General features: G+C 68.5%; 19 protein-coding genes. 18 read left to right on the top strand and 1 reads right to left on the bottom strand.

Features of this window, described 5'->3' with window-relative positions:
- From LXT21_RS44335 to LXT21_RS44375, 9 genes are all read left to right on the top strand, one after another.
- Positions 1 to 202, top strand: a 202-nt coding sequence (locus LXT21_RS44335; protein WP_254044326.1) for a hypothetical protein, incomplete at its 5' end; no start/stop codon positions are given.
- The gene (locus LXT21_RS44340) at positions 199 to 564 is read left to right on the top strand and encodes a hypothetical protein (RefSeq protein WP_254044327.1); all 366 of its coding nucleotides are present in this window, start codon (positions 199 to 201) and stop codon (positions 562 to 564) included. The genes LXT21_RS44335 and LXT21_RS44340, both read left to right, overlap by 4 nt.
- Positions 565 to 1,025: 461 nt before the next feature.
- Complete coding sequence (locus tag LXT21_RS44345) at positions 1,026 to 1,400, top strand: DUSAM domain-containing protein (RefSeq protein ID WP_254044328.1); 375 nt, start codon at positions 1,026 to 1,028, stop codon at positions 1,398 to 1,400.
- Between the two features lie 540 nt (positions 1,401 to 1,940).
- Complete coding sequence (locus tag LXT21_RS44350) at positions 1,941 to 2,135, top strand: hypothetical protein (protein WP_254044329.1); 195 nt, start codon at positions 1,941 to 1,943, stop codon at positions 2,133 to 2,135.
- Positions 2,136 to 2,149: 14 nt separating this feature from the next.
- Positions 2,150 to 2,773: a terminase small subunit gene (locus tag LXT21_RS44355; RefSeq protein ID WP_254044330.1), complete on the top strand. Its 624-nt coding sequence runs from the start codon at positions 2,150 to 2,152 to the stop codon at positions 2,771 to 2,773.
- On the top strand, positions 2,770 to 4,386 hold the full coding sequence (locus tag LXT21_RS45605; protein WP_254044331.1) for a phage terminase large subunit family protein: 1,617 nt from the start codon (positions 2,770 to 2,772) through the stop codon (positions 4,384 to 4,386). Before LXT21_RS44355 ends, LXT21_RS45605 begins: the two co-directional genes overlap by 4 nt.
- Positions 4,383 to 4,895 carry a Mov34/MPN/PAD-1 family protein gene (locus LXT21_RS44365; RefSeq protein ID WP_254044332.1) on the top strand — a complete coding sequence of 171 codons (513 nt, stop codon included), beginning with the start codon at positions 4,383 to 4,385 and terminating at the stop codon, positions 4,893 to 4,895. The genes LXT21_RS45605 and LXT21_RS44365 overlap by 4 nt, the downstream gene beginning before the upstream one ends.
- Positions 4,892 to 5,428 carry a hypothetical protein gene (locus LXT21_RS44370; RefSeq protein ID WP_254044333.1) on the top strand — a complete coding sequence of 179 codons (537 nt, stop codon included), beginning with the start codon at positions 4,892 to 4,894 and terminating at the stop codon, positions 5,426 to 5,428. Before LXT21_RS44365 ends, LXT21_RS44370 begins: the two co-directional genes overlap by 4 nt.
- A gap of 220 nt (positions 5,429 to 5,648) precedes the next feature.
- The gene (locus tag LXT21_RS44375) at positions 5,649 to 7,199 is read left to right on the top strand and encodes a DUF4055 domain-containing protein (protein ID WP_254044334.1); all 1,551 of its coding nucleotides are present in this window, start codon (positions 5,649 to 5,651) and stop codon (positions 7,197 to 7,199) included.
- 334 nt (positions 7,200 to 7,533) lie between these two features.
- On the opposite strand, the gene LXT21_RS44380 is transcribed toward LXT21_RS44375, so the two are convergent.
- Positions 7,534 to 8,031: a hypothetical protein gene (locus tag LXT21_RS44380; RefSeq protein ID WP_254044335.1), complete on the bottom strand. Its 498-nt coding sequence runs from the start codon at positions 8,029 to 8,031 to the stop codon at positions 7,534 to 7,536.
- Between the two features lie 849 nt (positions 8,032 to 8,880).
- Between LXT21_RS44380 and LXT21_RS44385 the strand changes: the two genes are divergently transcribed.
- The 9 genes from LXT21_RS44385 to LXT21_RS44425 form a co-directional block, all read left to right on the top strand.
- Positions 8,881 to 10,098 carry a minor capsid protein gene (locus tag LXT21_RS44385; protein ID WP_254044336.1) on the top strand — a complete coding sequence of 406 codons (1,218 nt, stop codon included), beginning with the start codon at positions 8,881 to 8,883 and terminating at the stop codon, positions 10,096 to 10,098.
- Positions 10,099 to 10,130: 32 nt separating this feature from the next.
- On the top strand, positions 10,131 to 10,892 hold the full coding sequence (locus tag LXT21_RS44390; RefSeq protein WP_254044337.1) for a hypothetical protein: 762 nt from the start codon (positions 10,131 to 10,133) through the stop codon (positions 10,890 to 10,892).
- 168 nt (positions 10,893 to 11,060) lie between these two features.
- Entirely contained in the window at positions 11,061 to 11,981 is a 921-nt protein-coding gene (locus LXT21_RS44395; RefSeq protein WP_254044338.1) for a major capsid protein, read from the top strand.
- 109 nt (positions 11,982 to 12,090) lie between these two features.
- Entirely contained in the window at positions 12,091 to 12,546 is a 456-nt protein-coding gene (locus LXT21_RS44400) for a hypothetical protein (RefSeq protein WP_254044339.1), read from the top strand.
- Between the two features lie 24 nt (positions 12,547 to 12,570).
- A complete protein-coding gene (locus LXT21_RS44405) occupies positions 12,571 to 13,062 on the top strand; it encodes a DnaT-like ssDNA-binding protein (protein WP_254044340.1) in 492 nt (163 codons plus the stop codon).
- Positions 13,059 to 13,445, top strand: a complete 387-nt coding sequence (locus tag LXT21_RS44410; RefSeq protein ID WP_254044341.1) for a hypothetical protein — start codon at positions 13,059 to 13,061, stop codon at positions 13,443 to 13,445. The genes LXT21_RS44405 and LXT21_RS44410 overlap by 4 nt, the downstream gene beginning before the upstream one ends.
- Positions 13,442 to 13,891 (top strand): HK97 gp10 family phage protein, encoded by a 450-nt coding sequence (locus LXT21_RS44415; RefSeq protein WP_254044342.1) that lies wholly within the window; start codon positions 13,442 to 13,444, stop codon positions 13,889 to 13,891. Before LXT21_RS44410 ends, LXT21_RS44415 begins: the two co-directional genes overlap by 4 nt.
- Positions 13,888 to 14,313, top strand: a complete 426-nt coding sequence (locus LXT21_RS44420) for a phage tail terminator-like protein (protein WP_254044343.1) — start codon at positions 13,888 to 13,890, stop codon at positions 14,311 to 14,313. The genes LXT21_RS44415 and LXT21_RS44420 overlap by 4 nt, the downstream gene beginning before the upstream one ends.
- Positions 14,314 to 14,340: 27 nt before the next feature.
- Positions 14,341 to 15,460, top strand: a 1,120-nt coding sequence (locus tag LXT21_RS44425; protein WP_254044344.1) for a phage tail tube protein, incomplete at its 3' end; no start/stop codon positions are given.

Consider the following 15,460-nt stretch of genomic DNA (forward strand, 5'->3'; position numbering starts at 1 on the left):
GGAGCGCAGGGACCAGCAGTCGGGGCACGGCTTGCCCGAGCGTGAGGCTGTGGCTGCCGCTGAGGCGCGCGCGGACTTCGAGGCGGGGCGTCTGCGCCTGGCGGTCCAGCTCGATGCCTTCCGCGCGAGTGTCCGGGAGCTGTGCGAGCGCATGGGCGTGCCGTGCCAGGTGTCGGCTGCCCAGGAGGGTCATGGGGCATGACGCCGTGTCCTTCCGAGCCCTGCACGGTGGACGGTTGCACGCGCGAGGCTGCGCCGCGCCGGAAGCTGTGCCACGCCCACGCGAAGCGCGCGACGCGGGGCCAGCCCCTGTCCACCCCGCTGGCGGAGACGTACGCCAACCCCTGGGACAGGCTCACCTCTGCCGCCCTGGCCTACGCGGACGCGGGTGATGACGAGGAGGCGTTTGCCAAGGCGAAGGACCGGCTCCGGAAGGCCTCCATCTCCTACTCCCAGGGGCTGCAGCGGCCGGAGTCGGCACCATCCCCGCGGATGCGGAAGGTACCCACGGAGGGTCAGCTCGAGCTGTGGCCTGGGGAAGCGGCAAAGCCCAACCAGAAGTGAAGACCACATAGACAAGTCAGACCGGGCTGAATAGCATGTAATTCATGCTAAAGCGGTTTGTGGGGACGTCGTGTGCCTTGGCATGGGCACTCCTGACCCCAGGGTGTTCCGGTTCGGCGCACTCTTCGGCGCGCGGCGACTACTACGCGCAGGCGGCCTGCACGGACACCGTCTCGTGTTGCCTCCAGAAGAGCCGAGGCAATCCCGAGGCCTGTGGGCTTACCGCATCCGAGGCGGCCACCTTGATGGAGGGAGGCCAAGCTGCCTCCTCTCCTGAGGAGTGGGATGACTCGCACAATGAGTCACTCCCGGAGTGGAAGCGGCGGTGTATTCGGGCCTATGGCGACTGCCAGGACGGACTTTTCTCTGGCCCCTGTTATGACTGCATGCGTCGGTGCGAAGGCCAACACGAGTGGCCCATCGACATGTGCGAGCCGAAGCGGAAGAGGAAGTGAGTCCCCATGGCTGATCGCCCCGATTGGGACCCGTTCCGCGCGCTCTCTCTCCAGGTGCTGCGCGCTGGTTCCCCACTGGTGTTGACGGAGGATGTGCGCGCACTCCTTCTGAGAACGGCGAAAGAGGTGGCCATCCGCGACGCTCAGGCTGCGCTGGCGACGGAGAGCGGGGCCATGGAGCTCCTGCGCGAGTCAGCTCGGCGCATCACCGACGGCTCCAATCGCCTGACCGATGCCCTCCACGTCATGTGGCGCCTGCAGCGGGAAGGGGACTTCGACAGCGCCCGACAGCAGATGCGTGACGTGCTGGCCGTCGAGGTGGTGCCGTACTACCGAGACTTGGCCCAGGGACAGTTGGACGACATGACGGACGACCCGTGATGCTGTCCGCTGGCGGCTCCCGTCCTCGACAACCTGACTCGCCCCTTGCGCCCAAGGGTTCGACACCAGCTTGCGCGGTGGGGTCGACGTTGGGAGCATGCCCCCCTGCCCACATCTGACGGGGGGAACATGACCAGGTTGTTGGTGTTGCTGGTGGCCGCGCTGACGCTGCAGGGATGCGACCTTGAGCGCGAATCCTGTGCGAACGAAGAGCCCGGCACGATGACGTGTGGTGAGTATGCCGTGCTCCGGTGCAAGGCCGACAAGGAGGGGCGGCGGGAGTGGCACGTCGTGGACGAGTGCCTGGGGCGGAGCAAATGCGACCCGAGCTCGATGACATGCGAGTACCCATCCGACGAAGGGGGCGGGGGTAGCGCGTGCTGCAAGCGCTGTGGACCAACCAGTAAGCCCTGCGGCGACTCCTGCATCCCGACGGGGAATACGTGTCGTCAGGGGCCTGGGTGCGCTTGTTGAGCGCAGCTTATGGACCGAAGAAGTGCCCTCGGGCGCCTCGCGAGAACGCCGCCCCTTCTCTAGGGCATGACCAACTTCTCCCTGTTGTCGCTAGTCCTCGTTGTCGTGATTAGTGCGCTGCTCGCCCCGGTCGTCACGTGGTTCAGCAAGACGCTGTGGTTGTACCTGGGACGGGACGTGCGCATGGCGGTGGTGCGGTTCTTCACGAAGAGGAGCCGCGAGCGTCGCCGTCGCCGCCGTGAGCAGGAGGCGCAGCGGTAGCGCCCGTCGCTCGGATGACGTCCACGACGCCGCCGATGCTCGGCGTCGTGGCACGCAAGCGCACCAGTCCGTCGAGTCGGCCCGAGGAAACGCACGCCCCGGATGACGAGTCGCGCGAACTGACGCCCAAGCAGCGGGCCTTCGTCCGGGAGTACCTGAAGGATTCCAACTCGACGCAGGCCGCCATCCGCGCGGGGTACTCCGAGGCGTCGGCGGAGTCGCAGGGCTCCCGCTTGTTGAGAAATGCCAAGGTCTTGGCGGCTGTGGAGGCCGGCGAGGCAGCGCTTGAGGAGGCGGTCCAGGACGATGTCCGGGTCGAGGTCGCCGATGTGCTGCGCGAGCTGAAGCGCTTGGCGTTCTCCGACATCGGCCAGGGGGTGGGCGAGGGCGGTGCGGTGCTGCCGCTGAAGGACATGCCCGAGGACTTCCGCCGGGCCATCTCCAGCATCGAAGTGGAGGCGCTGTACGCGGGGAAGGGCGAGGAGCGCGTCCAGGTCGGCACGGTGACGAAGCTGAAGCTCTGGTCCAAGGACAAGTCGCTGGAGCTGCTGGGCAAGTACCTGAAGCTCTTCATCGACAAGTTGGAGCTGACGGAGGTGAAGAAGAGCCACGAGGAAGCGCTGGGGGAGCTGGAGTGAGCGCGGCCCGGCAGGCGCGGAAGAAGCCCTCCCTCCGGACGCAGGTGGCCCGGCGCCGTCAGCCACGCGAGCTGAGGGGACGTGGTGGGTGGCCGGTGGTGCAGGACGCGCAGGAGGAGTTGTCTCCGCGCGAGAAGGCCATCCGCCAGAGGCTGAAGGACGACTTCCCGCACTACGCGGAGAAGTGCCTGCGGATTCGGCCGAAGGAGGTGTCCGGGGCGGCGTTGCCGCAGCTGAAGCTGAACAAGGCCCAGCTGTACCTGCACGAGAGGCTGGAGGCGCAGCTCCGGAAGACGGGGAGGGTGCGCGCCATCATCCTCAAGGGGCGCCAGCAGGGGTGCAGCACGTACGTGGAGGCGCGCTTCTACTGGCGGGTGTCACACCGCAAAGGGGTGAGCGCCTACATCCTCACGCACGAGGACCCGGCCACCGCCAACCTCTTCAAAATGGCGAAGACGTACCACGAGCACTGCCCAGCGCTCGTGAAGCCGTCCACCAGCGCGTCCAACGCGAAGGAACTGCTCTTCGACAAGCTGGCCTCCGGGTACAAGGTGGGCACCGCGGGGAGCAAGGGGACGGGGCGCAGCTCCACGCTCCAGTACTTCCACGGCTCGGAAGTCGCCTTCTGGCCCAACGCCTCCGGCCACATGCGCGGCGTGCTGGAGGCCGTGGGCAACGTGCCGGGGACGGAAATCATCCTCGAGTCCACCAGCGACGGGCCGCAGGGACTCTTCTACCGGCTGTGCCTCGCGGCGCAGAAGGGGGAGAACGAGTACGAGCTCATCTTCATCCCCTGGTTCTGGCAGGACGAGTACCGTCTGGCGGTGCCCGCGGGCTTCGAGCGCACCTCGGAGGAGGTGCGGTACGCGGAGCTGTGCCAGCAGGTGCATGGCTACGCTCTGGACGACGGGCAGCTGGCGTGGCGTCGCTCGAAGGTGTCGGCCTTCGAGAAGGGAGTGGCGGACTTCCGGCGCGAGTACCCGGCGACGGTGGAGGAGGCCTTCAAGGCGGCCGCGGTGGGCGCGCTGTGGACTCCGGAGACGCTGGAGGAAGCGCGCGCGCCTCTCCCGGTGGACGCCGAGGGCAAGCCGCTGCCCATGGTGCGCGTGGTGGTGGCGGTGGACCCGGCCGGCGGGGACGGCCCCAGCAACGACGAGGTGGGCATCGTCTGCGCGGGCAAGGCCTCCAACGGGCACGCCTACGTCTGGCTCGACGAGTCCAAGAAGATGTCTGCGGAGGCCTGGGCCACGAAGGCGTTGGCCATCTACGAGAAGGAGTCCGCCGACGCCGTGGTGGGCGAGAAGAACTTCGGTGGCGACATGGTGGAGACCACCATTCGCAGCAAGGCGAAGGAGATGCGCAGGCCCGTCAACGTGAAGGTGGTGACGGCCTCGCGCGGCAAGGCGAAGCGCGCCGAGCCCGTGGCCGCCCTGTACGAGCGCGGGAAGGTGCACCATGTGGTCCGGCTGCCCGCCCTCGAGGACGAGATGACGACGTGGGTGCCCGGGGAGTCCACCTGGAGCCCCAACCGAATGGACGCCGTGGTGTGGGCGCTGACGGAGCTGATGCTCGACACGTCAACGCACTCCATGCGCCTCGGGAGCTACCGATGAGCGCCACGTGCGCCACGTGCGCCACCGCGCCGGCACCTGGTGCCGTCCTGTATGTGTCCGGCCCGTACCGCGTCTGGGTGCGCTGCGCCGTGCTGGCGAAGGCCCAGCGCCTGGCCCGCGTGCGCGCCCCACTGGAGACGGGCGGGCTGTTGCTGGGGCAGGTGGTGGACGGCGAGGCCCACGTGCTGGCGCTGACGGGCCCGGGACGGCGCGCGCGCCGCAGCCGCCTGGGCTACGAGGCGGACCGGGCGCGGGACAACCGGCTGGTGGCGCGCATCCACCCGCAGCTGCACTACCTGGGCGACTGGCACACCCACCCGGGTGGCCCCGCGGTGCTGTCCGCGACGGACGTGGACTCCATTCGGGGAGCGCTGACGACGGCTCGGCGCGAAGTGCTGCACCTGCTGCTGGCGGGCCCGGCGGACATGACGTCCCCCGTGGCCTCCGTCTTCACCGTGGTGGGCGGCGAGTCCGCTGTCCGCCGCATGACTCCCGAGGAGGCAACGTGACGTGCATTGCTGGGGTGGTGGCGCGGGGGCGCGTGTACCTGGGCGGGGACAGCGCGGGCGTCGCTGGGTACGAGCTCACCGTCCGCGCCGACACGAAGGTGTTCTCCACCGGGCCCTTCCTCGTCGGCTTCACCTCGTCCTTCCGCATGGGGCAGGTGCTGCGGCACGCCTTCAGCCCACCGCCGCTGCCGAAGCGGCCCGGGGCGCTGGGCCGGTACATGGTGGTGGACTTCGTGGACGCGGTGCGCGCGGCGCTGAAGGACAAGGGCTGGGCGGCGAAGCAGAGCGAGCAGGAGCTGGGCGGCACCTTCCTCGTCGGCGTGGCGGGGCACCTCTTCCGCATCGAGTCCGACTACCAGGTGGCGGAGTCCCGAGACGGCTTCGACGCCGTGGGGTGCGGCAGCGAGGCGGCGCGCGGGGCCCTCTTCGCGGCCCGGCACCTCAAGCCCGAGGCGCGGGTGCGCATGGCGTTGCGCGCGGCGGAGCGCTTCAGCGCGGGCGTCCGCGGGCCCTTCCGGGTGGTGTCCGGGTGAGGGCTACGCCCCCGGTTGCCGCCCGCCGCCGGCCCGGCACCTCCTGGCGCCTGCGCGGGCGAGGCCTGCCGCGCGCGGCCCGGCGCGACTCCGCCTGGCTGGTGCTGCGCTTCTTCCCCCACCTCGCGGACCCGACATCCATGCGCCTCGCCCGCCTGGCGCTCCGCAACTGGCAGTACGTCCACCTTCGCCGTCCCGGCCACGCAGAGAGGGCCCGCCCATGACGTCCGACGTGAGTAACGAGAGCAGCGCGTACAAGGCCATGAAGCCGCACTGGGCGCTGGTGAAGGCCCTGCTGGGAGGCACGGAGGCCATGCGCGCCGCGGGGACGCTGTACCTGCCGCAGCACGCGCGCGAGTCCGAGGAGGCGTACCGGGAGCGCCTCCAGCGCAGCTTCCTCTTCAACTACGTCGAGTCCGCGCTCGGCACCCTGGCGGAGATGCCCTTCACCAAGCCAGTGACGCTGGCCGACTCCGCGCCCGAGGAGTTGCACGCCCTCGTGGACGACGTGGACAAGCAGGGCAACGACGTGACGACGTGGGCGCGCAACGCCTTCTCGGACGGGCTGGCCAACGGGCTGGTGCACGTCCTCGTCGAGTACCCCACGGTGGACAGGACGCAGGTGCAGACGCGCGCGGACGAGGAGGAGGCAGGTGTGCGGCCGTACTTCGTCCACGTGCCTGCGGACTCCCTCCTTGCGGCCTACGCCACGGTGGAAGGCGGCGCCCAGGTGCTGACGCACATTCGCATCCGCGACACGGTGACGCGGGTGTCTGGCTTCGAGGAAGTCTCTGTCGAGCGCGTCCGCGTGCTCGAGCGGGATGCGTGGGCGGTGTACGAGAAGGACGGGAATGGCGCCTGGGCACAGGTGGACGGCGGGGTGAACACGCTGGGCGTCATCCCCCTCGTCACCTGGTACGCGGGCAAGCCCAAGGGACTCATGCTCATCCGCCCGCCGCTGCTCTCCCTCGCCGAGAAGAACCTGGAGCACTGGCAGTCCTCCAGCGACCAGCGGAACATCCTCACCATCACCCGCTTCCCGATTCTGGCGGCCTCGGGCGTGACGGACGAGTCGCCGCGGGGCGGGGGCGCCGAGCTCGAAGGGCTGGACGCGGAGGACAGGGAGTTCCTCGGGAGGACAGGTGGGCGCGGCGGCATCGCCATCGGCCCCCACTCGCTGCTCACCACCAGCAACCCCCAGGGGAAATTCTATTACGTGGAGCACGCTGGGGCGGCCATCGAGGCGGGCGCGAAGGACCTCGAGCGCCTGGAGGACCAGATGGCGGCCCTCAGCGTGGAGTTGCTCGTCCGCCGGAAGAGCAACACCACGGCCACCGAGAAGTCCATCAACACCGGGCAGAGCCACTCGAAGCTGGGGGCCATGGCGCGCACCTTCGGTGACGCGCTGGAGCTGGCCTTCCACTTCTCGGCCCGGTGGATGGGCGTCGAGGTGCCGGACGACAAGCTGAAGGTGTCCGTCCACACGGACTTCGGCGTGGAGGAGGGGGACGCGCAGGGGCTGGAGGTGCTCTTCAAGGCACGCGCTGCCGGCGACATCTCCCGGAAGACGTTCCTGAAGGAGATGCAGCGCCGAGGCACCCTCTCTGCGGACTTCGACGAGGAACTGGACGCTGACTACCTCGATGCCGAGGGGCCCCGGTTGGGTGCTGTGGGACGCCAGCCGAGGGACGAGCCCCAGCCCTCGCAGCCCGCCCAGGGCGTCCAGGTTACCAGTGCCGATCCACCTCTGAAGGACGAGCCAGCAGCCTGACGTGGAGGTGCCACGTGAGGCTGCTGGAAGGGGGACGCCACCCGCGGCGACTTTCGTTATGCCCGTCTCACAGAGCTATCCTCGCTGTGCTGGTGGGCGTACCCGTCACCGAACTGGGCCTTCAGATTTCGGGGTTGTGACTGCTGCTCCGCGCCGCAGTCCGGCGTGAAGGGGAAGCGCTCCATGCTGGGTAGCCGTGGGGCCAGACCAGGACACTCTCCATCATCTCCTCCGGCCAGAATCGCGCGGACACCTCAGCTCGACGTGTGCCACGTTGATGCATCGCATTCATTCGACTGAGCGGAGCCACTCAATGAAACAACCAGCCGTCGAATTAGAAGAGGCAGACGGGCGGCACCTGCGCGAGCATGTAAGCGATCGTGTTCATGCTGGCAGCGACCGTGTCCACTCTGGCAGCGACCTCCGCCGAATCATCCCACATGCACGGCTGATTCTCAGAACCCCCATAAATGCACGACCAATTCTCGCCATCGACAAAAAAGGTCGCTTTCACCCCTTTCCCCACGAGCAGGTCAGAGATAACGCTCATGTATATATAAGGGCCATCGTCGATGATGGATGTCGACTCCGCTAGAATCATTGTACTCAGTGCGGCTTGTCGTGTGATTGGATTGTTTGTTATTGCGGCAGCGCTAGTAAGAGCGAGCGCTGTATTCGCGGTGCTGATGTAATTGGACACGGCCACGCGGGCCAAGCCATCTTTCGAGTTCTTGGGCAGGCAGGGCTGGGACTGGGCCATGGCGACAGAAGGAGTGACGGCAAGAGAGAGGGCGAAGAGTGCAGAGAGGAGCCAGTACATCGCGTTCTTCATTGGAATACCCTTGGCGGGCCAGCGGGACATGCCACAGCCTTCGGCGACTACGTGGCAAGGCCCCACTAATCCGCGCGTCCATCAGGTGGTTGAGGCTGCCCGTTGCTTGAAATTCAAATGCCGAAGACTGAAGCCAGTATTGTTATCGGGATGGCCGAATTTAAAGTGGACTTCAGTACAATGGCATTGCCCGCACGGCTTGGTCTTGGCTCAAGCAGAGTCCGTTGGCCCGCACGGGATGGCTCAACTTGAATTAAACGAGCCCTCGCTGTTGGTCTGTCAGTGAAAGAATTTCCGGCATGAAAGGCTCATGGCGCGGCTCGCTACCTGGAGCCCTTGTGGCCGAGAATCACAGTCGATGCCCCGCAGCATTACCCGCACTGCGGAGTCGCCTCTTTGAATCAGGAGCAATGAACGGGAGCCTCATGGCATCCTCACGTGCGCCGCCTTCGCCCGCACGTGTCGTGTTCTTCCCGCTGCTGCCGTCCTTCTCCCCAAACTGTCGGCTCTGCGCGAGCGCCACTCGCCTGCTCCAGGCGTTCATGTCCATGGCGTGAACACGCTCCGTGCCGGACGGCGTCCTCGGCGTAGGCCAGCCTCGGGGCATGGGTTTCCATGCCACTGGTCAACGGGATGTCACCGAAGGGGGGGCCCGTGGGCTGGTGTGCCCGTCCGAATCTCGGCGGCCGTCCCTGCGGGACGCATTGTCCACGTGGGCGGCGCGCTCTTCGTCCGGCACATGAGCGAGCTCTTCCTCGCCCTGTCCGGCGCCCAGTGGCACCCCGAGCAGGACAGGTGCCCTACCTGGACCGAAGCCGCCGAGTGCCAGTGCATGCGCGGAGCTGAGGTGTGAGCACCAGTCCGACGATGAACGAGGAGCTGCTGGAGCGCTCCATCGCCCACGGGGTGCAGGTGGAGCGCTACAAGGCGGGCCTCGTCCGCCGCGTGGTGGAAGTCCTCAACGAGTCCGAGGAGGACCTGGAAGCCGAGCTGACGAAGCGTCTGTCCCGCATCGAGGCGGCGGGCGGGTACGACGCCGGGCCCCAGGTGACGAAGCGCCTGGAGGAGATGCTGGCCAGGGTGGGCGGCATTCGCGCCGATGCCTACGGCACGGCCATGGGACTCATGACGGAGGAGCTGGGCGCCTTCGCGCTGCACGAGGCCAGGTGGCAGACGGCGGTGCTGCGGGAGACGCTCATCGTCGAGCTGTCCGTCGCCACGCCCACCGCGGAGGTGCTGCACGCGGCCGCCTTCTCCCGGCCCTTCGAGGGGCACATCCTGAAAGACTGGGCGGACGCTCTCGCCCCCGCCGACGTGGACAGGCTGGGGCGCGTCGTGCGCCAGGGCGTGGTGGAGGGCAAGACGACGCAGCAGATGGTGCGCGAAGTCATGGGCACCCGCGCGGAGGGCTACACCAATGGCATCCTGGCGACGAGCCGGCGCAACGCGGAGTCGGTGGTGCGCACCGCCACGAACCACGTGGCCACCCAGGCGCGGGAGGAGACGTACAAGGCGAACGCCGACATCGTCCAGCACGTGCGCATGGTGGCCACCCTGGACGGGCGCACCACGCTGGGGTGCATGGCGTTGGACGGGAAGGTGTTTCCGGTACGCGACGGACGCCGTCCTCCATTCCATCGAGGATGCCGGACCACCACGTCGCCAGTCATTGACGGCGTGAAGCTGATTGGAGACAGGCCCTCTGTCACGGACACACGCACAAGGCGTCAGCGGGACATCGACTTCCGCGCCGAGGCGAAGGCCAAGGCGGGCGAGGAGCGCTGGAAGTCCATGTCCACGAAGGAGCGCGACGCGGCCATCTCCCGCCAGCGCCAGAAGTGGACTCGGGAGAACGTCGGCCAGGTGCCGAAGGGGCTCTCCTACGAGGACTGGCTGCGCAAGCAGTCCCGGGCCTTCCAGGACGAGGTGCTCGGGCCGACGCGCGCGCAGCTCTGGCGCGAGGGAGGCCTGCCGCTGGGCCGCTTCACAGACGCCAGCGGGAAGACGCTGACGTTGGAGCAACTGCACGCGGTGGAGGCCGCGGCTTTCAAGCGGGCGAAGTTGTAGCCGGCCCGCGCTGACGAAGGGAGAGGAAGCACATGCCGTTCGAGTGGCAGCCGGAGCTGGAGAAGGTGGACGAGGTGCCGGAGAGGCTCCGCGCGCTCTACACGAAGGTGGACGCGGCGGAGGGTGCGCCCGAGAAGTACGTCCTCGACGAGGAGTTGGCGAAGCGCCTGGACACCTCCGCGCTCACCGGGTCGCTGAGGAAGGAGCGCGACAGCAACAAGACGCTGAAGGGCCAGCTGGCGGGCTTCGAGAAGCTGGGGCTGAAGACGCCGGAGGAGGTGGAGCAGCGCCTCGCGGAGCTGGGCACCCAGCTCCGCGAGGCGCAGAAGGGCGTCAAGGGCGCGGAGGCGTGGGCGAAGGAGCGCACCTCGCTGGAGGAGAAGCACTCCAAGGCGCTGGGCGACAAGGACGCCGAGGTGAAGCGCCTGACGTCCGTGCTGCACAAACAGCTCGCCGAGGGCGCCGTCCGTGATGCCCTCACGAAAAATGAGGGAGCCATTGAGTTGATGCTACCCATCATGGCGCCCCACGTGGTCCTCGTGGAGGAGGCTGGGAAGTTCCTGGTCCGGGTTGTGGATGACGAGGGGAACCCTCGTGAGAACAAGTCGGGCAGCCCCATGACGGTTGACGAGTACGTCGTGGAGCTGAAGAAGGACTCGCGCTTCACCCGCGCCTTCAAGGGCACGGGCTCCTCGGGCGGCGGGATGCCCCCGGGGGCGCCTCCGGGAGGGATTCCCGGGGGCGGCAAGATGACCGCGCTGGAGCGTATTCAGCGCGGGTTGGGCAGGAAGTAGCACCCGTCGTGGGTGCGCGGGATGCGGCCCACGACAAACCGGGAGGGATTCCCGGCGGCAGTCACTCTTTCGTCAGTCCATGAATGACAGAGGGCTTTCAGCAGCTCCGCCCTTGGCGCGCCTTCTGCCTGTCCCGCATTCCCTCGCTCCGAGGAGGAGCGCACTCCTATGCCTTCAATCACCCTTGTCGAAGCCGCCAAGCTCAGCCAGGACGACCTCGTCGGCGGCATCATCGACAACATCGTCACCGTCGACGCCTTCTACCAGCGCCTCCGCTGGGAGTCCGTGGAAGGGCCGGCCATTGTCTACAACCGCGAGTCCTCGCTGGGCGACGTGCAGATGCTGGGCGTCGGCGGCACCATTACCGCCAAGTCGCCCACCACCTTCGTCCAGGTGACGAGCGCCCTGAAGCGCATCATCGGCGACGCCGAGGTGGACAACTTCATCGAGGCGACGCACTCGGACACCACCGACCAGAAAGCGCTCCAGGTGGCCGGCAAGGCCAAGGCGGTGGGCCGCAAGTACGCCAACCTGCTCGTCAACGGCACCGGTGCCAATGACGAGTTCGAGGGACTGCTGGGGCTGGTGAGCGCGGGCCAGACGCTGGTTGCCGGGCCGAACGGCGCCGACCTCTCCTTCGACTTGCTGGACCAGCTTCGGCAGAAGGTCACCGCGAAGGACGGGAAGCTCGACTTCTACCTGATGCCGGGCCGCACCATCCGCTCCTACAAGGCGCTGCTGCGCGCGCAGGGCGGCGCCGGCATCATCGAGACGGTGCATCTGGCGGACGGCGTGGAGGAGGTCCTCGTGTACGAGGGCGTCCCCATCTTCCGGAACGACTGGGTTCCCACCAACCAGACGCAGGGAACCAGCACCACGTGCACCAGCATCCTCGCCGGGTGCCTCGACGACGGCACCCGCAAGGTGGGCATCGCCGGGCTGCACGCGAAGAAGCAGATGGGCATCCACGTCGCGGACATCGGCGAGGCGGAGACGAAGGACGAGTCCATCACCCGCGTGAAGTTCTACTGCGGCCTGGCCGTGTTCAACGACCTGGGGCTGGCGGTGCTCCAGGGCGTGAAGAACTGAGCGGTGCGCTTCTCGGCTGGGCCTGCCCGCGGAGACTCCCTTCCCGGGCGGGCCCGGCCCGCAACCTCGCGCCCAGCACGTGCTGGGCGCATTCCCTGTGGAGCAACAGATGGCTGGAAATCGACTGACGGTGGAAGTGGTGCTGGTGGGGCCGCGCGCGGGGGAGACGTGTAGCCTCGCGGGCTTCGACTTCAATGCCGGTGTGGCGGAGGTGCCGAGACACGCGGCGACGGCCCTCCACATTCTTGGCAAGTACCACAACGCCTTCCAGGTGGACTCGCGCGAGTACGAGGAGGCCCATGCGAAGTGGGCGAAGGAGAAGGCGAGCGCGGAGTCCACCGGCTCTGTGGACCCGAAGCTGGCGGTCGCGCTGGAGGACGCGCGCGCGCTCATCAACGCGAAGGACTTCGAGCTGGAGCGCCTCCGGGCGGAACTGCGCGAGGCGAAGGATTGGCCCGCGGAGCCCGTGAAGGCCCAGTCGACGACGGAGCTGGCGAAGGCCCCGGCCGAGGAGACGCCGGCGGCGGACACCAAGGCGAAGGGGAAGGGCAAGGGCAAGGAGTAGCCCGCGCTCGAGGAGCTCCCGCTCATGCCCATTGAAGCGACTCCCGGAGGCCCGTCCTCCGACTCGTACTGCACCCTGGTGGAGGCGGACGCCTACCACTCCTCGCGCGGCCACAACGCGGAGTGGGCGGCGGCCTCGGAAGAGGAGCGGGAGCGCGTGCTGAAGTGGGCGACGCGCGTCCTCGACACCCACTACCGCTACCTGGGCGCGCGGGCGTCTGCCGCCCAGGCGCTGGCGTGGCCGCGCCGTGGCGTCGTCTTCGACGGGGCCACGGTGTCTTCCACTGCCATTCCGTCGCAGCTGCGGTGGGCGGTGGCGGAGTTCGCCTTCCGGCTTCTCCAGGAGGACTGGACGGCGGGCCTGGGCCCCGTGGTGGACGAGGGCGTCCAGGTGGGGCCGTTGAAGACGTCGAAGGAGACGCACGTCGCCATTCCGGCGGAGGTGGCGGCGCTGGTGTCTCCGCTGGTGGTGCCCCGGCTGGCGGGCCTGGGCAGCTTCCAGGTGGTGCGCGGGTGAGCGCCCAGGCTGACAGGTTGGCGCGCAAGGCCCTCGCGCTGCTGAAGAAGTACGGCCAGGAGGCATCCCTCACCCGGCGCACGGCGGGCGAGTACGACGTGGCGACGTCCACGCGCACCTCGTCCACCGTCAGCTACCCGGTGCGGGTGCTGGTGCAGGCGGACTCCGGGCAGGACAAGGAGGGCGACTCGCTGCAGGAGGGCACTGCGGTGCGCGCCGCGCGCCGCAAGCTGCTGGTGGGCGCCCATGGCCTGCCTGTGGTGCCGGAGCCTGGAGACGAGGTGGGCCCGCTGGAGGGCCGCGCCTGGCGCGTTCTGGCGGTGGACCCGCCGGTGCAACTGGGCGGCAGGCCCATTCTCTTCACGCTGCGGGTGGCCTCGTGAGTCTGCGTGACACGGACAGGAAGGTGCGCAAGGGCGCCAGCTTCGCGCGCCAGGTGGAGTCCTTCGCGAAGGCGACGAAGGAGCGCGCCAACGAGGTGGTGCGGAAGACGGCCCTGGGCCTCTTGGCCAACGTCGTGGAGTCGTCGCCGGTGGACACTGGGCGATTCCGGGGCAACTGGCAGGTGGGCATTGGCACGCGCCCTTCCGGCACCACGGAGACGGAGGACAAGGACGGCAGCGGCGTCGTCACCGCCGCGGCTTCGCAGCTCGAGGCCGCGAAGCTGGGCGACACCGTCTACCTCACCAACAACCTGCCGTACGCCCGTCGGCTGGAGTTTGGCCACTCCGCCCAGGCCCCGCGCGGCATGGTGCGCGTCGCCCTCGCCAACCGCCGGGAGATTCTGGCCGAGGCGGTGAAGGACACGAAGGAGGGTGGTGGCACGTGAGCGCCGTCCACCTCGAAATCAAGCAGGCGCTGGAGGTGCGCGTGGCCGAGGTGCTGGGCCCCGTGGTGGGCATGGCCCAGCTGGCCTTCCCCAACGAGGCCTTCACCCCCACGGCGGGCACGCCCTGGGCGCGCGTCCACCACCTATGGGCGCGCACCGCCCCGGGCACGGTGGGCGTGGACGGCTATACGCGCCGGCCCGGCGTCTTCCAGGTGTCGCTGCACTTCCCCTTCGGCACGGGGGAGAAGGCCGCCGTCACCGCCGCCCAGGCGGTGGTGGACGGCTTCAAACCGGGCACCTCGCTGCCGCGCGGAGACACCACCGTCCGCGTGCAGTCCGCCTCCCTCGCCCCGGGGCTCCGGGACGCGGAGTGGTGGGTGGTGCCCGTCAGCGTCTGGTGGCTGGTGCACTCGGTGGATTGAGCCGCTCCGCGCGGCAGGAGTACTCGCATGGCTTCTTCGGCTTCAGGACAGCGCACCGCGCTGCGCTTCACCGCGGAGGGCGACTACGGCGTCCCCGCCACCACCACGTACCAGGCGCTGCGCTTCACCGGCACCAGCCTCAACATGCCGAAGGAGACGTACCAGTCGAATGAGATTCGGGCGGACAGGCAGACGGCGGACTTGCGCCACGGCATGCGCACCGCCGCCGGCGACGTCTCCTTCGAGCTCTCCCGGGGCACCTTCGACGAGCTGCTCTCCGGGGCCCTGTCCGGCACCTGGGAGGCGGTGACGACGGGCGCGGTGTCGCTGGAGGCCGACGCGGACGACGAGTCCTTCGTCCGCGCCACCGGCAGCTTCCTCGCGGACGGCTTCCTGCCAGGCGACGAGGTGGCCGCCACCGGCTTCGCCACCGCGGGCAACAACGGCCGCGCCAAGGTGGTGGCCGTCACCGCCCTGTCCCTCACCGTGGACAAGGCCCTCGTCGCCGACGCGGCCGCCGCCGCGCGCACCATCGCCCTTGTGGGCCGGCGCCTCAAGAATGGCGTGGCGCTGAAGACGTACAGCTTCGAGCGCGCCTTCGAGGACATCGGCCAGTACCTGCTGTACCGGGGGCTCGCCATCAACGCGATGAAGCTGTCCGTGAAGCCCGGCGAAATCGTCACCGGCAGCGTCACGCTGTTGGGCAAGGACATGGTGCAGGCCACTGTGTCCCACGCCACCACGCTGACTCCGGCGGGCACGGCCAGCCCCTTCGATGCCTTCACCGGCTCCATTCGTGAGGGCGGCGCGGTGGTGGCCAACGTCACCGGCGTGGAGCTCGACATCACCAACGGGCGCACCACCCAGGGCGTCATCGGCGAGCGCTCTCCGACGGAGGTCCACGAGGGCGGACTCACGGTGTCCGGCTCGCTGACGGCGTACTTCCAGGACGCCTCGCTCCTCAACCGCTTCATCAACGAGGAGGAGTCCAACCTCGAGGTGGTGCTGGTGGACGTCAATGGCGTGGACTTCCACCGGTGGTACCTGCCGCGCGTCAAGTACACCACGGGCGACTTGGACAACCCGAAGGAGGGGCCCGTCGTCCTCTCCATGTCCTTCACGGCCCTCGTGGACGACGTCTCGGGTG

Origin of the sequence: Myxococcus guangdongensis, from assembly GCF_024198255.1 — a bacterium.
GTDB lineage: Bacteria > Myxococcota > Myxococcia > Myxococcales > Myxococcaceae > Myxococcus > Myxococcus guangdongensis.